The 16000-nt window shown below is 57.8% G+C and carries 16 protein-coding genes; 5 read left to right on the forward strand and 11 right to left on the reverse strand.

Translation table 11 applies throughout. From position 1 onward, the window contains the following. Positions 1-53: 53 nt before the first annotated feature. From E5J99_RS13485 to E5J99_RS13505, 5 genes are all read right to left on the reverse strand, one after another. Positions 54-1007: a hypothetical protein gene (locus E5J99_RS13485; protein ID WP_135498341.1), complete on the reverse strand. Its 954-nt coding sequence runs from the start codon at positions 1005-1007 to the stop codon at positions 54-56. A gap of 350 nt (positions 1008-1357) precedes the next feature. Then, complete coding sequence (locus tag E5J99_RS13490; protein ID WP_135498342.1) at positions 1358-4321, reverse strand: DEAD/DEAH box helicase; 2964 nt, start codon at positions 4319-4321, stop codon at positions 1358-1360. A gap of 179 nt (positions 4322-4500) precedes the next feature. After that, entirely contained in the window at positions 4501-5730 is a 1230-nt protein-coding gene (locus E5J99_RS13495; RefSeq protein ID WP_135498343.1) for an ABC transporter permease, read from the reverse strand. Between the two features lie 176 nt (positions 5731-5906). Then, positions 5907-6716 (reverse strand): class I SAM-dependent methyltransferase, encoded by an 810-nt coding sequence (locus E5J99_RS13500; RefSeq protein ID WP_135498344.1) that lies wholly within the window; start codon positions 6714-6716, stop codon positions 5907-5909. Between the two features lie 111 nt (positions 6717-6827). Further along, on the reverse strand, positions 6828-7268 hold the full coding sequence (locus E5J99_RS13505; RefSeq protein WP_135498345.1) for a ribosome-binding factor A: 441 nt from the start codon (positions 7266-7268) through the stop codon (positions 6828-6830). 200 nt (positions 7269-7468) lie between these two features. Between E5J99_RS13505 and E5J99_RS13510 the strand changes: the two genes are divergently transcribed. After that, positions 7469-8881, forward strand: coding sequence for a hypothetical protein (locus E5J99_RS13510; protein WP_135498346.1), 1413 nt, complete (start codon positions 7469-7471; stop codon positions 8879-8881). A 126-nt stretch (positions 8882-9007) separates the two neighbouring features. Here E5J99_RS13510 and rpiB read toward each other — a convergent pair whose 3' ends face one another. The 3 genes from rpiB to E5J99_RS13525 form a co-directional block, all read right to left on the reverse strand. Beyond that, a complete protein-coding gene (rpiB, locus tag E5J99_RS13515) occupies positions 9008-9445 on the reverse strand; it encodes a ribose 5-phosphate isomerase B (RefSeq protein WP_135498347.1) in 438 nt (145 codons plus the stop codon). Between the two features lie 13 nt (positions 9446-9458). Next, positions 9459-10319 carry a twin-arginine translocase subunit TatC gene (gene tatC / locus E5J99_RS13520; protein ID WP_317128833.1) on the reverse strand — a complete coding sequence of 287 codons (861 nt, stop codon included), beginning with the start codon at positions 10317-10319 and terminating at the stop codon, positions 9459-9461. 154 nt (positions 10320-10473) lie between these two features. Continuing rightward, positions 10474-11766 (reverse strand): serine hydroxymethyltransferase, encoded by a 1293-nt coding sequence (locus E5J99_RS13525; protein ID WP_135498348.1) that lies wholly within the window; start codon positions 11764-11766, stop codon positions 10474-10476. 194 nt (positions 11767-11960) lie between these two features. Here E5J99_RS13525 and E5J99_RS13530 point away from each other — a divergent pair, with 194 nt between their 5' ends. Continuing rightward, positions 11961-12497 (forward strand): hypothetical protein, encoded by a 537-nt coding sequence (locus E5J99_RS13530; protein ID WP_135498349.1) that lies wholly within the window; start codon positions 11961-11963, stop codon positions 12495-12497. Between the two features lie 69 nt (positions 12498-12566). Continuing rightward, positions 12567-13364 (forward strand): tetratricopeptide repeat protein, encoded by a 798-nt coding sequence (locus E5J99_RS13535; RefSeq protein ID WP_135498350.1) that lies wholly within the window; start codon positions 12567-12569, stop codon positions 13362-13364. 16 nt (positions 13365-13380) lie between these two features. Here the strand turns inward: E5J99_RS13535 and E5J99_RS13540 are convergent, their stop codons facing one another. The 3 genes from E5J99_RS13540 to E5J99_RS13550 form a co-directional block, all read right to left on the reverse strand. Continuing rightward, entirely contained in the window at positions 13381-14082 is a 702-nt protein-coding gene (locus tag E5J99_RS13540) for a metallophosphoesterase (protein WP_167852121.1), read from the reverse strand. A gap of 97 nt (positions 14083-14179) precedes the next feature. After that, the gene (locus E5J99_RS13545) at positions 14180-14407 is read right to left on the reverse strand and encodes a hypothetical protein (RefSeq protein ID WP_135498352.1); all 228 of its coding nucleotides are present in this window, start codon (positions 14405-14407) and stop codon (positions 14180-14182) included. A 72-nt stretch (positions 14408-14479) separates the two neighbouring features. Then, entirely contained in the window at positions 14480-14983 is a 504-nt protein-coding gene (locus E5J99_RS13550) for a hypothetical protein (RefSeq protein WP_135498353.1), read from the reverse strand. Positions 14984-15083: 100 nt separating this feature from the next. Here E5J99_RS13550 and E5J99_RS13555 point away from each other — a divergent pair, with 100 nt between their 5' ends. Both E5J99_RS13555 and E5J99_RS13560 read left to right on the forward strand, forming a co-directional pair. Further along, entirely contained in the window at positions 15084-15653 is a 570-nt protein-coding gene (locus E5J99_RS13555) for an NADAR family protein (protein WP_135498354.1), read from the forward strand. A 15-nt stretch (positions 15654-15668) separates the two neighbouring features. Continuing rightward, on the forward strand, positions 15669-15917 hold the full coding sequence (locus E5J99_RS13560) for a 4a-hydroxytetrahydrobiopterin dehydratase (protein WP_135498355.1): 249 nt from the start codon (positions 15669-15671) through the stop codon (positions 15915-15917). Positions 15918-16000 lie beyond the last annotated feature (83 nt).

The following is a 16000-nucleotide window of genomic DNA, read 5'->3' on the forward strand; positions in this document are numbered from 1 at the left end:
CAAGGGCCTGCAACTCGGTGTATTTTTGCTCGGCCAACGCTAGGTATTCGGCCTTACTCATGGCGGTGGAGGGGGCTGTAGTCATGACCTAAGTTACGAATACGCAGCGACAATTTGGGTTGCACCCAAGTCGGATTGTATAATCCACCACCGGAGTTGTCTGCAGGAGTAACGCCACCCCAGCCAAACGAGCCATCGCCCCAGCCGCTCGAACCGCCGCCGTAGCCGCCGCCATATCCGGTATTATCATTGGGCCAGCAGTCACCAGTAGTTGTGATATATTCTCCCGTATTGCCACTGTACCAGTCAGTGCAGGCACTATTTGTCGCATGAGCACCAGATTCGGAATCGGTCGATTGCCAAGTGCGATTATCTTGAGCTGTGAAGTTACTGGTAGCATAAGGCTTAAACCGTAACCGCGCTACGCCAGTAATATACTTACCACCGTTAAACTTGCGGCCTGTTAGGTATCGGTAGTCAGCCGAATAAAGTAGCACGTAGCCCTCCCCTTGGCTCGGTGCAGTGAGGTATCCATCCTGATAGCTGTGATACAGTTTAGTAAATAAGGTAACTGTATCAATAGGAGTTGGGGTCCGGCGCAATAGAAGCTCCACTATATTACCATCTAGGACATGGTTAGACTTCTTTGCAATGATAAGGCAGCGCAAACCTTGCCAAGAACGCCCGGTAAATAATGCTTGATCGTTGGCAAGCGGCACCAACATAAGTTGTTCGCTACCTTGTCTTACACTTATAGCTTGTTGCCACAGCAACTGTGCCTCAGTCGAATTTGGAATTGCATTTCCTTGAACAATCAGGGTGTTACTGCCCGAATGTACAGGTGGAACGAAAGAAATATTATACCAAGCCCGCGCTTCGGAAACTGTAAGGGAGAACGTAGTCGTTGGTGAAGGTAATTCTTCTGTTGAAGGAGCGCAGGATTGAAAAAAAAGGACTAAGAGAGCAGGTAAAAGTGCCCGCCATTCAATCGATATTCTTTTAGTCATGGTTACTTATATGTTGAACGTAGTGGAAACACCTTGTGCTAGTCGGGTTTAATCAAGTAGCAGAAGCCAAACAACTAAGAGCTGTTTGACCGGGAAAACCAAAAGTTGCAACAGAGAAGTAAACAGGGCGGGAACAAGCTGAATAGCTTGGTTAATGAGACAAAGGTATGAACAAAAATGTAATAGTATTTTATTATTTATGTCCTGGTATAAAATGTCTGCGGTAAAATGATAGTTAGCTTTGCTAGATACAGGCTTGCCACTTACCTGCACCTCCACCACGTAGCGCAAATGTACGGCCCGCAAATTTCGGCACGCTGTTCAAGCGCCAATCACCGGTACTATCGCGCCTACCCCAGCAGCTCCTCAATATCCTCTTTGGTCAAGCTTTTAATTATCGCCTCATCGGTCGTTATCAAATCCGTGACCAGCTGAATCTTCTTATTCTGCAGGGCCAGGATTTTCTCCTCCACGGTATTCTTGCTGATAAACTTGTAGGTGAATACCGTGCGCTGTTGCCCGATACGGTGGGCGCGGTCGATAGCCTGGGCCTCCACGGCGGGGTTCCACCACGGGTCGAGGATGAACACGTAGTCGGCGGCGGTGAGGTTGAGGCCCACGCCGCCCGCTTTCAGCGAGATGAGAAACACGCGCAGCTCCTCCGTTTCCTGGAACCGAATCACCTCCTTGTGCCGGTCGCGGGTGTTGCCGTCGAGGTAGGCGTACTCTATCTGCTTCTCGTCGAGCGAGGCCCGCACGATATCGAGGTGCTTCACGAACTGACTGAATACCAAAACTTTGTGGCCTTCCGATACCACGCTGCGAATCATGCGGATGACCTCGCGCAGCTTACCCGACTCGTGCTCGTAGTCTGGGTGGGCCATGCGCGGGTGGTTGGCAATCTGGCGCAGCTTGGTGAGGCCTTGCAGCAGCATAAACTGGGTGCCGGCCGTGCCATGCTCCTCAATGTTCTTGAGGATCTTATTGCGGTAGTAGCTCTTCGTTTCTTCGTAGCACTGGGCCTGCTCCTCGGTCATGGAGCAATAGCTGAGGTGTTCTATTTTGGCGGGTAATTCTTTGGCAACCTGCGCTTTGTGCCGCCGTAGAATAAACGGCTTAATCAGGGCATGTAGCTTGCGGGTACGGCCTTCATCCTTGCCTTTCTCAATGGGCTTGAGGAATTCCTTGCGGAAAAACGTTTGGGTGCCCAGCAGACCCGGGTTGATGAACGACATCTGTGACCACAAGTCCATGGTGCTGTTCTCGACCGGCGTACCGGTCAGAATCAGGCGATGCCGGGAGCGTAGGCCGCGCACGGCCTGTGAGGTAGTGGAGCTCGGGTTCTTAATAGCCTGCGACTCGTCCAGAATCACGTAGTCGAAGCCGTAGGTGCGCAGCAGCTCCGCGTCGAGCCGTACAATGCCGTAGCTGGTCAGCACCACGTCGTAGCCAGCGAATTGGTCCACGTTTTTGTCGCGGTAGGTGCCGGTATAGGTCAGAATGCGCAGATCGGGCGTGAACTTCTGCGCCTCGCTGAGCCAGTTATATACCAGCGAAGTCGGCATCACCAGCAAAGACGCCGCGCCCATTGCCTCGCCGCTTTCCTTGCGCTGTAGCAGCAAGGCCAGCGTCTGCACCGTTTTGCCCAGGCCCATATCATCGGCCAAACAGCCACCGAAGTGGTATTCTTTCACGAAGTGCAGCCAGTTGTAGCCCGCCTTCTGGTAGGGCCGCAGCTCACCCCGAAAGCCCAGCGGCATCGGCTGGTCTTCCACCGTTTCGAAGCCTCGTAGCCGTTCCAGCTTCCGCGACATCGTGACGGTGGCCAGATTGCCGTTTTGCAGATCTGAAACCAAAGCCAGATGATGCTTGCGGAGCGTGAGCGTGTGCTGGTGCTCCTCAGCAAAAGCAAACAACTCCAGATACTGCGTAAACCACTCCTCCGGAATAATGGCAATCTGCCCATTAGGCAGCCGGAACTCATGCCGCCGCCCCAGAATATAGGGCCGCAGCTTTATAAACGGAATTTTGAACTCCCCGAAGCTGACGGTGCCGTGCACGTCGAACCAGTCGTTGCCTTCCGTAATGCCCACCTGCACCGTAACGGCCCCGATGAAGTAGTCTTTGGTAGAAGTGGTGCCTTGCTGCACCGTGAAGCCCATGCGGGCCAGCTCCTCGGCGTGGCTGTGCAGCCAGCGGAAAGCGGTGGCTTTTTCCAGCACGGCCCGGCCGTTGCGCACTTCCAGCGCCCGGTCGGCCAGCTCCCGAATGATTTCCTGCTCCCGGTCCAGGTTGCGGATAAGCCGGTGGAAAATGTAGGAGTCATCGTTCTTTTCCAGCTTCACGCACACCCGCTTATCGTAGCTGTTGTGCACGGTATGGTCGCCGTAGCGGAACGACAAGTCGAAGTGAATGTGGTCGGAAGGGGCAGTAATGATGGCAACCGACGACTCCCCATTGCGGCGCAGCGCCACCGGGCGGCCACGCTCTTCCTCGGCCACGATAACGGCACCGGGGATGTCCGAAAACGTGAGCTGGGGCCGGGCTACGTAGCGCTCCGAGCGAATGTCGAACCCCCGGGCATGCACATCGAACGACTCTACCAGCGGGGCCACGAAACGCTGAAAGTAGCTGGCCTCTACCTGTCGGGGAATAATGATGAATTTTTTGTGCAGAAATGGCTGTAGCTTTTTGCCGTCCACATCGTTGCGGAAGTTGTGTAGCGTATCGCCGAGCAGCATCCAGGCCGGTTGGCAGCACACCATTACAGCATTCTTAAACTGAAAATCGAGCCGCTGGCCCTGATATTGAATGGTGGGGAAATAGTGGGTGCTGTCATCGTTGCGGCGGAAGTGAAACAGGACTGAAGCGGGTTCGGGAGCCGCCCCGATTTCGCGCCAGGTCGGCTCCCCGTCCTTGCCCATTATAAATACAAGCTTGCCCTGCAACCGCTCCAGAATTTGGCCCATGCGGTCCTGCACGTAGCGGCAAATAGCGTCTTGTAGTCCTTTGTCGCCCTTTTCAGGGTCGTATATCTTCAGAAAAAACTCAGCGGGCGTCGTCTTTTTCGACCAAAATTCCTTGATAACCGCGTCCTGCTGAATCTGATCAGTCAAGGCAACCAACTCAAAGTCCGTCTCATCCAGGCCATCGGCAAACTCCGGGGCATTCTTGGCTGACACCGTCTGGTGCTGGAGCGTAAGCTGGCCCCGAGTATTACGTTGAACGACGTAAGACTCAAACAGATAGCCTAGGTACTCGTGCTCAAGTAACGAATAGACAATCTGGAAAGGCTGTGAAGTAGAGACCTTCATAGTCGGATGAGAAGCCTGAATGAGGCATTGAAATTAAGGACAGTTATTAAATACCATGGGGGTTTCATGAAAAGTAAAATTAATTATTGAAATAGTGAAACTTGTCAGACATACACACGTAATCTACCTGACGAACAGGACTTGGGAGTAGATGAACTACCATAGTAACCGGGAAAGAGTTACAAGTTCTCGCGTAAATCTAATCTTGACGCGTTTAAAGCGGGCCGGATCGATACGCTGATAGTAATGATGATAATAGCGACGCCCGTGAGGATAATATCGGATAGCTGCATCTTGACGGGGTAGGAGTCGACGACGCTGGTCGCCATGCCCATCGACACGATATGAAACGTCTGTTGGAGCCAGCAGATAGAGACACCAATTACGAGCCCGGTGATGGCCCCTACCTGGGCCACGATGGCTCCTTCCAGCAGGAAAATATTGCGCACCATACGGCTAGTAGCGCCCATGGCCAGCAGAATGGCCACGTCTTTCTTCTTGTCCAGCACCAGCATAGAGAGGGAGAAAAAGATGTTGAGCGAGGCAATCAGCAGGATGAAGGCGAAGGTGATGAACACAAACATCTTCTCCACTTTAATGGCTTTGAGCAGACTTACATGCTGCTCATCGGAGTCGTACACGTGGAAGCCGGCGCCTAGCACGCGCTGCAGGTCGCGCTTCACATCCGGAATCGTGCGGCTGGCTCCCACTTTGACTTCCAGGGCTGTGCGGCGGTTGCCGTAGTTGAGCAGGTTCTGGGCGAAGTCGATGGGGACGAAAATGTAGCTGTCGTCGATGTGCTGCTCAATCAGAAAAACGCCGCCGGCGATGATACTCTTTTGCGTGAAAGCGGTTTCCGGGTTCATGGAAAGCGTTTTCTTGCCCGTGTTGCGGGGATAGAGCAGGTGCAGGGGCGAAAATCGGTTATCGAGGGCAATGCTCAGCTCGTGCTGCACGCCCGCCCCGAGCAGGGCATAATTCTCGCCGTTGCGGGTCAGGCGGTGGTCGCCTTCCACGATGGCCGAGTCGATGTCGCTTTGGGCGAAATAGTTGTCGCTCACGCCTTTCATCTTCACCACCATCTGCCGATCGTGGTACTGCAGCAGCGCATTGTCCTCGATAACCTCCGTGAGCAGGCCCACTCCCGTGGTGGCCCTGATGCGCTGCATCAGGGCTTCATTGGCCTCGAAAGACTTGCCCTTGACAGCCGTAATAAGCAGGTCCGGGTCCGACTTGCCGTACAGCGTGCGCACCAGGTCTTCGAGCCCATTGAACACGGACAGCACGATGATCAGCGCCATGGTGCCCACAGCCACCCCCACCATCGAAATATTGGAGATGATACTGATGATGTTACGCTTGTTCTTGGACGAGAAATAGCGCCGGGCAATGAGCAGGGAAACGTTCATGCAGGGCGCTTTCTAGAATTGGGAAGAAGAAGGGAATCAGCAGTGGGCAGCACTTGTACGCGAGTAGCGGCAGAAAGCCGTATTTCCGGATGAAGCGCTAAAAACTAGCAGGCAAGATAACAGGCCAAACGCAAACCCGCCTGCAATGATGGGGCTTGCGTGCTAGGGAAGGGAAACTATTTCCAGGCTTTCACAATCAGGCCCGTGCCCGAGTCGTGCTTGGTGGTCGAATCAATCCAGTTCAGGAGCAGGCACAAGGGGAACGTGACGAGGTAATAAAACGGCAGCAGCACGAAAAACCACTTCGACATGCCCAGCATCAGAATAGGATATTTCATGCTCAGGCGCCAGGAAACCTGGCCGGGCTCCCCGTAGCTGTATTGGGCCTCGATGCGCTCGAAGCCGGCCGTGCGCAGCTTCTGCTGAATCTCGTGGATGTTGTAGCCGTCGCGCACGTGCTCTTCGATGAAGCTGGTTTCGCCATCGGCATGCACGTCGGAGCCACCTTGGTCGGAGGGCGTGGAAATGAGCAGCATCCCGCCATCTTTGAGGGAGGTGTGGATGTTGCGGAACACTTCCACGTCTTCCAGAATGTGCTCCATCACATCCACCGACAGGGCCAGATCGAAGGCATTGGGCTCCTGATACAGCACCAGATCCTGAACCGCAAATTGCACGTTGCGCCGGCCGATCTGGCGAAAGAACTGGTTGGAATCAGCAATCTGCTCATCCTTCACATCCACGGCCAGTATATTCCAGTGCTTGCTCAGGCCCGACAGCCAGTAGGTATACTGCCCGTAGCCCGAGCCCGCGTCCAGAATATTCAGCGCCTCTCCCTGCCGCCCGGCGGCCCATTGGCGCAGCTCGCGGTGTACGTGCCAGGTACGGAGCAGCAGCAAATCGAGCAGAACGTAGAACAGGCGGCGAAGTAGCGGGGTGCGGTTAAAAACCTGGCCCAGAGACTTTTTAATCGGGTCGTAGTACAAGGGGAAACGGTGAAATTGTGAAGCGGTAAACGTGTGAACAGGAAAGCTGGGTATGCCCTACCGCACGGGCGGCATCGGAGCACACACCTTCCCTCGGTCACAACTTACCTGTTACTCGTCCTCGTCGGCGAACAGCTTAGGACGGGCTGGGGCTTTGTCGGCGGCGGGTTTGGAATCGGTATCGTCCTCGGGCGTCACGGCCGGAATATCCAGCGTACCCAACACGGCATCTATGTGGGCGGCGTAGGAGGCACTATCGTCGAGGAAAAAAACCAGCTCGGGGATGATGCGCACCTGCTTGCGGATTCGCTTGGCCAGCGCCTGCCGGATAATTTTGCTGTTTTCGCGCACCAGTTCCAGCATGTCGTTGCCATTGCTGCTGGCCAGCAGGCTGCTGAGGTAGATGCGGGCTACGCCCAAATCAGGCGACACGCGCACGGTGCTGATGCCCGGGGGCAAGCCCGGAAACAGGTGCGGCAGGTCGCGCTGAAACACGGCGGCCAGATCCTGTTGCAGGAGGCTGGCAAACTTTTGCTGTCGTTTACTTTCCATATGAATCAGCAAAGATAGGAAGTTAGGGGCTCCGGAACTTCTCAACCTGGCCTTTCGGTGGATAAAACCGCCGCCAGCGCCGCCACCGCCGCCACCGCCGCCGCTGCTACCGAAAGCGGCTGACGAGCGGCGCGGCTTGACCGGATGCCCGTACCTTTGGGTCATTCCACTCTTCGAACCTCCACGAACCCCGGCTTGCTTTGCTTCGCTTCTTCAAAAGTTCGCTCCCCACGCGCCTCGTAGTGCTGCTGCTGCTGGCACTGGCTCTGCGGCTGCCGCTGCTCTGGCTGGGTATTCCGCTGACGGCCGCCGAGCTACGGGCATTTCTTATCGGGGAGCGGCTGCACGAAGGAGCCTTATTGTACCACGACGTCTACGACAGCACCGCGCCGCTGGCCGCCGGGCTGTTTGGCCTGCTCGATACCGTGGCAGGCCGCTCGTTGTGGCTCTACCGGATTCTGGCCCTGACGTTGGTCCTGCTGCAGGCGCTGCGCCTGAACCTGGTACTGAACCGCGCCGACGTGCACCCCGACCGGGGCTTCGTGGCCGCCCTGACCTACCTGCTGCTGGCCAGCGCCACCGCCGACCTCGATACACTCTCGCCGCTGCTCGTCGGGCACACCTTTATTATTGTGGCCCTGAGTGCGCTGCTGCCCACTTCCCGGGAGGGCTACGACAACCGGCGGCTGTTCCGGGCCGGCTTTCTGATTGGCGTAGCGGCCCTGTGCTACCTGCCGTTGGCGCTGTTTCTGCTCGTGGGCCTGTTTGCCGTCATCATCTTCGCGGCCAACTCGTTTCGGAGCTTTCTGCTGCTGGTGTGCGGATTTTTGTTTCCGTATGCGGCGGTCGGCACCTTTTTTCTCTACACGGAGTCGTTGCCCGACTTTGCGCAGTTCCACCTCAAGCCCGTGCTGACCGGGCTGGTCGCCGGGGCCGATGGTATCCCGTTGTTTGTGCAGCTGCGGCTCCTCATTTTGCCCGGTATCGTCCTGCTATTGGCTTTGTTCCGCTCTTTCACAACGTCGTTGGGCCTGGTATTTCAGGTCAAGTTTCAGCAGCTGATGCTGGTCTGGCTGCTGGTGGCAGTGCTGATGGCGGCGGCTGGCCGGGGTATGGCTCCTGGCACGTTGGTGCTGCTGCTGCCGCCGCTCACGTATTTCAGCCTCTATCTGTGGCAAAAAACGGCCCGCGCCTGGCTCCCGGAAGTATTGCTGCTGCTGGTGATTGGAGCGGTGGTAGTGGTGCGCTACCGCACGCTGCTGGGCCTGGAGCCGGTGTTGCAGATTCCGGCTGAGCAAGGCTATGCCGTGCAGCCCAACCCCGCGTACGAGGCTTTGCGAAGCCACCGCCTACTGGTGCTAGGACCCGACCGACGCTCCTATTTGCAAAACCGCCTGGCCACGCCCTACCTGGATTGGCAGTTGGCCCAAGTCGATTTTGGCCATCTAAATGAATACGGGGCCATTTTCCGCCTCGCTCATAATTTTGCCGTGCTACCGCCCGAATACATCATTGACGAGGCGGGCCTGGTGCCCGAGCTGCAGTACAAGCTGCCCACCGTATTCGGCCGCTACCACGCCACCAAAATCCCGAAAGTATACCAGCGTCAGTAAGCGGCCTACGTGCTTTGTGTAGTAGCCTGTACGTGAGGTGGTGGTGGGTACTGCACACGAAAAAGCCCTTTGCTATAGTAGTGGCAGAGGGCTTTTTCATTCAGAAGCAGTGCGCTGCAACTACCGCTAGCAGTCAATCTTGCTGACGCGGGTTTGGTGACGGCCGCCTTCGAAGGTCGTATTTAGAAACTGGCTGAGAATGGCGCGGGCGTTTTCCTCGCTGATAAAGCGGGCCGGCAGGCACAGAATATTAGCGTCGTTGTGCTGGCGGGCCAGCGCAGCCAACTCAGGCTCCCAGGCAATAGCCGCCCTGATTCCCTGGTGCTTATTGGCCGTGATGCACACGCCGTTGGCCGAGCCGCAAACCAGCACGCCCCGCGCGTATTCCCCGGCGGTAATGGCCGAAGCCAGCGGATGTACAAAGTCCGGATAGTCCACTGAGTCAGCGGAATAGGTGCCAAAGTCTTTGACTGCGTACCCATTGTCGCGCAGCCAGTGGGCCAGCATTTCCTTGTAGGCAAAGCCGGCGTGGTCGGAGCCGATGGCGAGAGAGTTGGTCGACATAAATAGAGCTTCGTTATTGACTGACACCGTCGTTTGCGGCCAGCTGCGCATTCAAAGAGGCGGTGCGGCCCCGCGCTACTACGCGGGCAATGTTGATACTGAGCTCGTAGAGCAGCAGAATCGGGATGGTGACGATGATCTGGGCCGAAATATCGGGCGGCGTAATAATGGCGGCCACGATGAGGATGACCACAATGGCGTGCTTGCGGTAGAGCCGCATGATTTCGGGAGTAATCAGGCCGGCTTTAGCCAAAAAGAACACAATCATGGGCAGCTCGAATACGAAGGCGCACGAGAGGCTCATCGTCGTCAGGGTGCTGATATAGCTCTGCAGGTCAATCTGGTTTTCGATGCTGGCATCGAGCTGATAGGAAGCCAAAAAGTTGATACTCAGCGGGGCCGCAATGAAGTAGCCGAACATCAACCCGAGAATAAACAACACCGACACGAAGAAAACGGCCCCGCGCGAGTTGGCCTGCTCATGCGGGTACAATCCCGGCTTCACAAACCGCCATATTTCCCAGAACGTGTAGGGAAAGGCCATAGCCAGGCCCACCACGAAGGAGGAGCTGATGTGCATGGTCAGCTGTCCGCTCATCTGGCGGTTCTGCAAGTCGAAGGTGGGCTTGCCGATGCACAAGGCGTCGGCCCCGATCCAGCGGCCGAATTCGCAAAAGGCGCGGTAAGTCCAGAAGTCACCGCGGGAAGGCCCCAGAATCAGGTCGTGAAACAGAAAATCCTTGGCCAGAAAAGCGGCCGTCGTAAAGACCACAATGGCAATGGCCGAGCGGATAATGTGCCACCGCAGGGCTTCCAGGTGGTCGATGAAGGACATTTCGTGTACTTCGCCCACAATGGGTTGGTCAGTATTCAAGATAATCGGTGAAAATGTGAGGTAGGGAAATGGCGCCCCAAACGACCGTACGACGGCAGGCGGCGAGAGACAAACGAAAACCAGCTCAAACAGGATGCTTCCGCTCCTATTCTATTAGTCTGCATAGCCCCGCGCCCGTGCACTGCCTCCCCGCTTAAGCGAACAGCGGATACTGCCGCATCCAGTCGTTGACCTGCCCCCGCACGCGCAGCAAATGCGCGTCGTCGGAGTGGTGCATCAGCACGTCGTCGATGAAGTCCACGATGCGTACCATATCGGTTTCGCGCAGGCCGCGCGTGGTGATGGCCGCCGAGCCGATACGCATGCCCGACGTAACGAAGGGCGACTTATCGTCGAAGGGTACCATGTTTTTGTTGATGGTGATGTCGGCCTTGATGAGCGTGTTTTCGGCCAATTTTCCCGTCAGACCCTTGCTTCGCAGGTCAATGAGCATCAAATGGTTGTCGGTGCCGCCCGAAATAATCTGGTAGCCCCGGTCCACGAAAGCCTTGGCCAGCGCCTGGGCATTCTTGATTACCTGGTGGGTGTAGTCGGTGTAGGCGTCGCTCAGGCATTCGCCGAAAGCCACGGCTTTAGCCCCGATAACATGCTCCAGCGGCCCGCCTTGCGTGCCGGGAAATACGCCCGAATCGAGCAAAGCCGACATCATGCGCAGCTCGCCTTTCGGCGTTTTCAGGCCAAAGGGATTTTCGAAGTCCTTGCCCAGCATAATGAGGCCGCCCCGGGGGCCGCGCAACGTCTTGTGGGTCGTCGTCGTCACGATATGGCAGTGCTCAAACGGGTTGTTTAGCAAGCCTTTGGCAATCAGGCCCGACGGGTGCGAAATATCAGCCAGCAGCAGCGCGCCCACTTCGTCGGCGGCTTCGCGCAGGGCCTTGTAGTCCCAGTCGCGGGAGTAGGCCGAGGCTCCGCAGATAATGAGCTTTGGCTGCTCGCGGCGGGCGGCCTCCTTTACTTTCTGCCAGTCGATGAGGCCGGTTTCGGGCTCCACACCATAGAAAGAAGGCGTATAGAGCTTGCCCGAAAAGTTGACCGGCGAACCGTGGGTGAGGTGGCCGCCGTGGCTCAGATCGAAACCCAGAATTTTGTCGCCGGGGTTCAGAATGGCCAGCATCACGGCCGCGTTGGCCTGCGCCCCGGAGTGCGGCTGCACGTTCACCCACTCCACGCCAAACAATTCCTTGGCCCGGTCGATGGCCAGCTGCTCGATCTGGTCCACTATTTCGCAGCCGCCATAGTAGCGCTTGCCCGGCAGGCCCTCAGCGTATTTATTGGTCAGGATGGAGCCCTGCGCCCGCATCACTTGTTCCGAAACGTAGTTTTCGGAGGCAATGAGTTCAATACCGTGGGTCTGGCGTTCCTTCTCCTGGCGAATGAGGTCGAACAGGACCATGTCCTGGGTAAGTGGGGCGGTGCGAATTTCCATAGGTTCAAAGGTACGGTTGAATCGATTATCAGGGAACACCCCGCATGCACAATCGGTTGGCGCGACGCGGGCAAACTATATGCGTGCTTTATATAGCTGCTGAAATGCTGTACGAGCCAGAACCAGTCCCTGTTGAACTTACCTTTTGCGGCGCCTTTTCATCGTATTCTCCGCAGTAAGTCGTTACTTGAAGCATGAATCAGCCCCTGGCCGAAGCACTGACCCATCTGCGCATGGGCAACCAGACGTTTCTAATCAATTTTTATCAGGACCACCGGGACCATTTTGCCCGCTGGGCCCGGCGGCACCACCAGCTGGAGCTGGCGTCGGCGCACGAAGCACTGCGGGCGGTACTGATTGACTTTTACGACCAAGTCATCGATGGCCGCCTCACTAAGCTGCCGCCCGATCTGCGGGCTTACCTTTATGGCATGGGCCGGGAGCAAATCGAAACCGTGAAAACGACCGCCGCGCTGCCCGTAGTGGAGGCCAGCCGCCGCCAGCATCTGCTAGGGGTATTCGGGCAAATGGGCAACGACTGCCAGCAAGTGCTCATGTACTTCTACTTTCGGGGCTATAATTTCGAGAAAGTAGCCGGCAAAATGGGCTTTGCCAATGCCACGGTGGCCCGCCTGCAAAAAGCCAGCTGCCTGCGTAAGCTCATCGAACTGCGCGGCCGTGCAGCCGACGGTGCGTTGCCGGGGGCCGCTGCCGCGCCACCGGCTGTCTGATTCTATGTAGCTTAGGGCCGGCACAGCCGTGCTCGTTTGTATTTATTCGCTGTTCCTGCCCCTATTTGCATGATGTCGCCCGCTGAACTGCGCCCGTATCTGGATGAGCTGGAACGCTTTGCCGATGGTCAGATGACGACCAGTGAGCAGGACGTATTTGAGGAGAGAATGCTGCGCGAACCGGCGCTGCGCGAAGCCTTCGAAGTATTCGAGCAGATTACGGCCGACCTGCGCTGGGTGGCAGGCCACGAAACCCTGCGCCACCGCCTGCTGACCCTCGACCACCGCCTCAACCAGCGCCAGGATGCGCTTCTCCGTATCAAGCGGCGGCAGCGCCGCACCCAAACCCGCTGGGGCGCTATCGTCGCCGTGCTGGCGCTACTTGCCGTCGGGCTCTGGTTTTTTCTGTTGCGACCCGCTGCCCGGCAGTCCGGCAGCGCCTGGCAGAACTACTACGTGGCCGACCCTGGCCTGCCATCCGAAAACACCCTGGACGAACACCGGCCCCTGCTGGCCGAGGCCATGACGCAGTACCGGCTGGGACACTACCCGGCCGCTATGCACGCGCTACGTCGTGTGCCGACTGATAATCTGGGAGCTGATACATTACAGTATTATAACGGCATCTTTCTGCTGAGCGAGGGCGACGGCCAAGCCGCCCGCCCTTACCTGCGCCGCGTGGTGCAGCAGTCTGGCTCGCCGCTGGTGCGCAAGGCCCGCTACCACTTGGCCGTAGCTTACTGGGCGGCCCGGCAGTGGCCCGAAGCCCGGGCTGCTTTTCGCGAAGTAGCCGCCGACTCGCTGAATCCTTACCGGCGGGATGCTCAGAAAGTGCTGCAAGCCAACGTGCTGCGCGGTAGTGACTAACGCTGCTCGCTACTGCCTATTGCCGGTGGGCGATATGATAGGGCGGCTCGATGTTGGGTTGTAGCGTCAGCGAAAACGAATCGAGCTCCAATACGGCTAGGTGGGAAAGCTCTGGGTTGAGGCGGTACACGCAGCCCGTATCGAGACCGATAGCGCCGGCATGCTTTTTCACCTGCTGTAGTACTTCCGCCGTTGGAGTGGGCACGTGGCCGTGTAGCAGCCGCCGACCTTGCATGCGGGAGGCATCGAAGGTAAACTGCTTGATGTTGAGCATTGTGTGCCAGTCGGCGCGCATCTGCTCGGGCGGCAGCCGGAAATTGTAGCCGGCATGCACCAGCGTAAAGCCCGGGATGTCAAGCTGGTAGGGCAGCGCATCGAGCCACTGCAAGTAGAGCGCGGGAATATCGGTCACGCTCTGCACGCCGAAGATTTGCAGCGTCATAGCCCGGTCGGCCTGGGAAGACCAGGCGAGGTGGGCGCGGCCCTGCGCGGCGTCGAACAGCTCCTGGTCGTGGTTGCCGCGCAGGCATTGCACCTGGTAGCCGCGCTGGGGTAGCTGCATCAGGTAGTCGAGCAAGCCCCGGCTGTCAGGACCTTTGTTCACGTAGTCGCCCAGCAGATACAGCTCGTCGCGGGGGCGCAGGCGGAGGACGTTTTCTACCAAGTGCCGGAACGACTGCAGGCACCCGTGCAAATCAGTGGTAGCGTAGCGAGCCATTGGCGGGCAGGGAAGGCGTGAGGGATAGCGGCAGTGTGTACAAAAAAACCTCTGCGGGTGGCGCAGAGGCTTCGTGTGCAGATTAAAGACCCGGCGCCTAGGTGTAGGGCGTGTTGTCGAGGTCGGTCTTATCGGTGTTGCGGTTGGGGTTGTTGACCAGCGTCGGCGGAATCTCGTCCACCCCATCTTCGGTGTACTCTTCGGTCAGCCGCTTGGTTTCGGCGTCGAGGTTTACCGGGGTGCTGGTCGGGTCGCCCTTGGACTGGCCCTGGCCGGCTGGGTCACCGTGATGCTCTTTGGATTGCTGATTGCTCTTGCTGGACATGATACCTAGCGTTAAGGGGTGAAACTAAAAACCGGGCCGGCCGCCAATGCGCTGGTCGGCCCGGCAAAAAAGCTATTGGTCGATGGCGGAATCCTGGGCGTTGGGGTCGGTCAACTCAGCATTGGTTTGGGTGTTGGCACCCACGGCGTCGGGGTTGGGCTGGCGCTGCTCCATTTGGCCCATCCCGACCCGGGAGTTGGGGTTCTGCATCTCATCCCGGCCCCGGCGGTCATCGGCCGATAGCGCATTGTCGGGGCTGGCTACGCGGCGCTGATCCATGTCTTCGTCGGTGGGCATATCTTGGTTGGGGCGCTGGTCGGCTCCTTCCTCGGCGCTCCGGATGTTGTCGGCGGGGTGCGTCACGCGGTCCGCATCCTCATTTACCGATACCGCCGTGCTGCCGTTGCCGCTGTCGGTACCGAAGCCTTCCTTGCCATCCCGGTTGCCGAAACCACCGCGGGCGGCTTCGTTCTTGGGCGGGTTAGCGCCGGGAATAATGTGGCCGGCGGCCAGCTCCTCGTTGGTCGTGTCGTCGTTTATTACCCGCACGGGGCGGTTGTTGGGGTCAATAGCCATGATTGGGGGCGGTTGGTGAGAGTGGGTAAGAGGTGTACTAGGTTTTTTTGCATAGGGTTTTGCTTTGTGCTTGCGCCAATCGGCGTAAACTGCGGCCGCTATGACGAATCCCGCTTTTATCCCTCCTATTCGCACCCTTGATGCCCTGGGAGCGGCTCTCAAGGCGGGCCAGGCGTTCAAATACCTCTACTTCTGGGGCCATACTGGCAGTGCCGGTTCTGTTGGCAAAGAATGCTTCAGCCAGTGGTATCCGGCGGCCTTCTCGGTTGATGGTCATCCGTACGCCACGGCTGAACACTATATGATGGCCGAGAAAGCCCGTCTTTTCGGTGATGAAGCCACCCGGGCCGCCATCATTGCGGCCCCGCACCCAGACGTAGCGAAGCGCCTGGGTCGTCAGATTCAGCGCTTCGATGAAACTACCTGGCTGGCCGCCCGTTTTGCCATTGTGGTGCGCGGCAACGTGGCCAAGTTTTCGCAGCACCCGGCCCTGCGGGAGTTTTTGCTCACTACCGGTAGCCGCGTATTGGTCGAGGCTAGCCCCGTCGATGCTATTTGGGGAATTGGCTTAGCCCAGGACCACTCCGATGCGGCCAATCCTGACACGTGGCGCGGCCTCAACTTGCTCGGCTTTGCCCTGATGGAAGTGCGCGCCCAGCTACATACCTAAACCATTCCTAAAGCCATGTGGACCGAACACGACAACAGCCTGACCCGCAGCTTTCAGTTCGCGGATTTCAAAGCGGCCTTTGCCTTCATGACCGAAGTAGCCGCCGAAGCCGAGCGGCTCGATCATCATCCGTGGTGGGCCAACGAGTACAACCGGGTCGAGTTTCGCCTGAGCACCCACGACGCGGGCAACACCGTCACGAAGCGCGACCATCGGTTGGCAGCGGCCATTGATGTGGTGGCTGGGCGGCACGGCGTCGGGTAAGCGGGCAGCACCCCACGGCACGCGGGCGGAAGTCTTAGCGGCGCTTTCAGGTAAGACTGCCGCCAGTAGTGGGCACTCGTGCT

Source organism: Hymenobacter elongatus (genome assembly GCF_004745955.1).
In the GTDB taxonomy this organism is placed as follows: domain Bacteria; phylum Bacteroidota; class Bacteroidia; order Cytophagales; family Hymenobacteraceae; genus Hymenobacter; species Hymenobacter elongatus.

What these genes read in the sequence shown, in the direction of transcription:
- E5J99_RS13555 (WP_135498354.1), top strand. Translation starts at nt 15,084, where the DNA reads ATGACGAATCCCGCTTTTATCCCTCCTATTCGCACCCTTGATGCCCTG.
- E5J99_RS13560 (WP_135498355.1), top strand. Translation starts at nt 15,669, where the DNA reads ATGTGGACCGAACACGACAACAGCCTGACCCGCAGCTTTCAGTTCGCG.
- E5J99_RS13540 (WP_167852121.1), bottom strand. Translation starts at nt 14,082, where the DNA reads ATGGCTCGCTACGCTACCACTGATTTGCACGGGTGCCTGCAGTCGTTC.
- E5J99_RS13505 (WP_135498345.1), bottom strand. Translation starts at nt 7,268, where the DNA reads ATGGAAAGTAAACGACAGCAAAAGTTTGCCAGCCTCCTGCAACAGGAT.
- E5J99_RS13545 (WP_135498352.1), bottom strand. Translation starts at nt 14,407, where the DNA reads ATGTCCAGCAAGAGCAATCAGCAATCCAAAGAGCATCACGGTGACCCA.
- rpiB (WP_135498347.1), bottom strand. Translation starts at nt 9,445, where the DNA reads ATGTCGACCAACTCTCTCGCCATCGGCTCCGACCACGCCGGCTTTGCC.
- E5J99_RS13490 (WP_135498342.1), bottom strand. Translation starts at nt 4,321, where the DNA reads ATGAAGGTCTCTACTTCACAGCCTTTCCAGATTGTCTATTCGTTACTT.
- E5J99_RS13495 (WP_135498343.1), bottom strand. Translation starts at nt 5,730, where the DNA reads ATGAACGTTTCCCTGCTCATTGCCCGGCGCTATTTCTCGTCCAAGAAC.
- E5J99_RS13550 (WP_135498353.1), bottom strand. Translation starts at nt 14,983, where the DNA reads ATGGCTATTGACCCCAACAACCGCCCCGTGCGGGTAATAAACGACGAC.
- E5J99_RS13535 (WP_135498350.1), top strand. Translation starts at nt 12,567, where the DNA reads ATGATGTCGCCCGCTGAACTGCGCCCGTATCTGGATGAGCTGGAACGC.
- E5J99_RS13530 (WP_135498349.1), top strand. Translation starts at nt 11,961, where the DNA reads ATGAATCAGCCCCTGGCCGAAGCACTGACCCATCTGCGCATGGGCAAC.
- E5J99_RS13525 (WP_135498348.1), bottom strand. Translation starts at nt 11,766, where the DNA reads ATGGAAATTCGCACCGCCCCACTTACCCAGGACATGGTCCTGTTCGAC.
- E5J99_RS13485 (WP_135498341.1), bottom strand. Translation starts at nt 1,007, where the DNA reads ATGACTAAAAGAATATCGATTGAATGGCGGGCACTTTTACCTGCTCTC.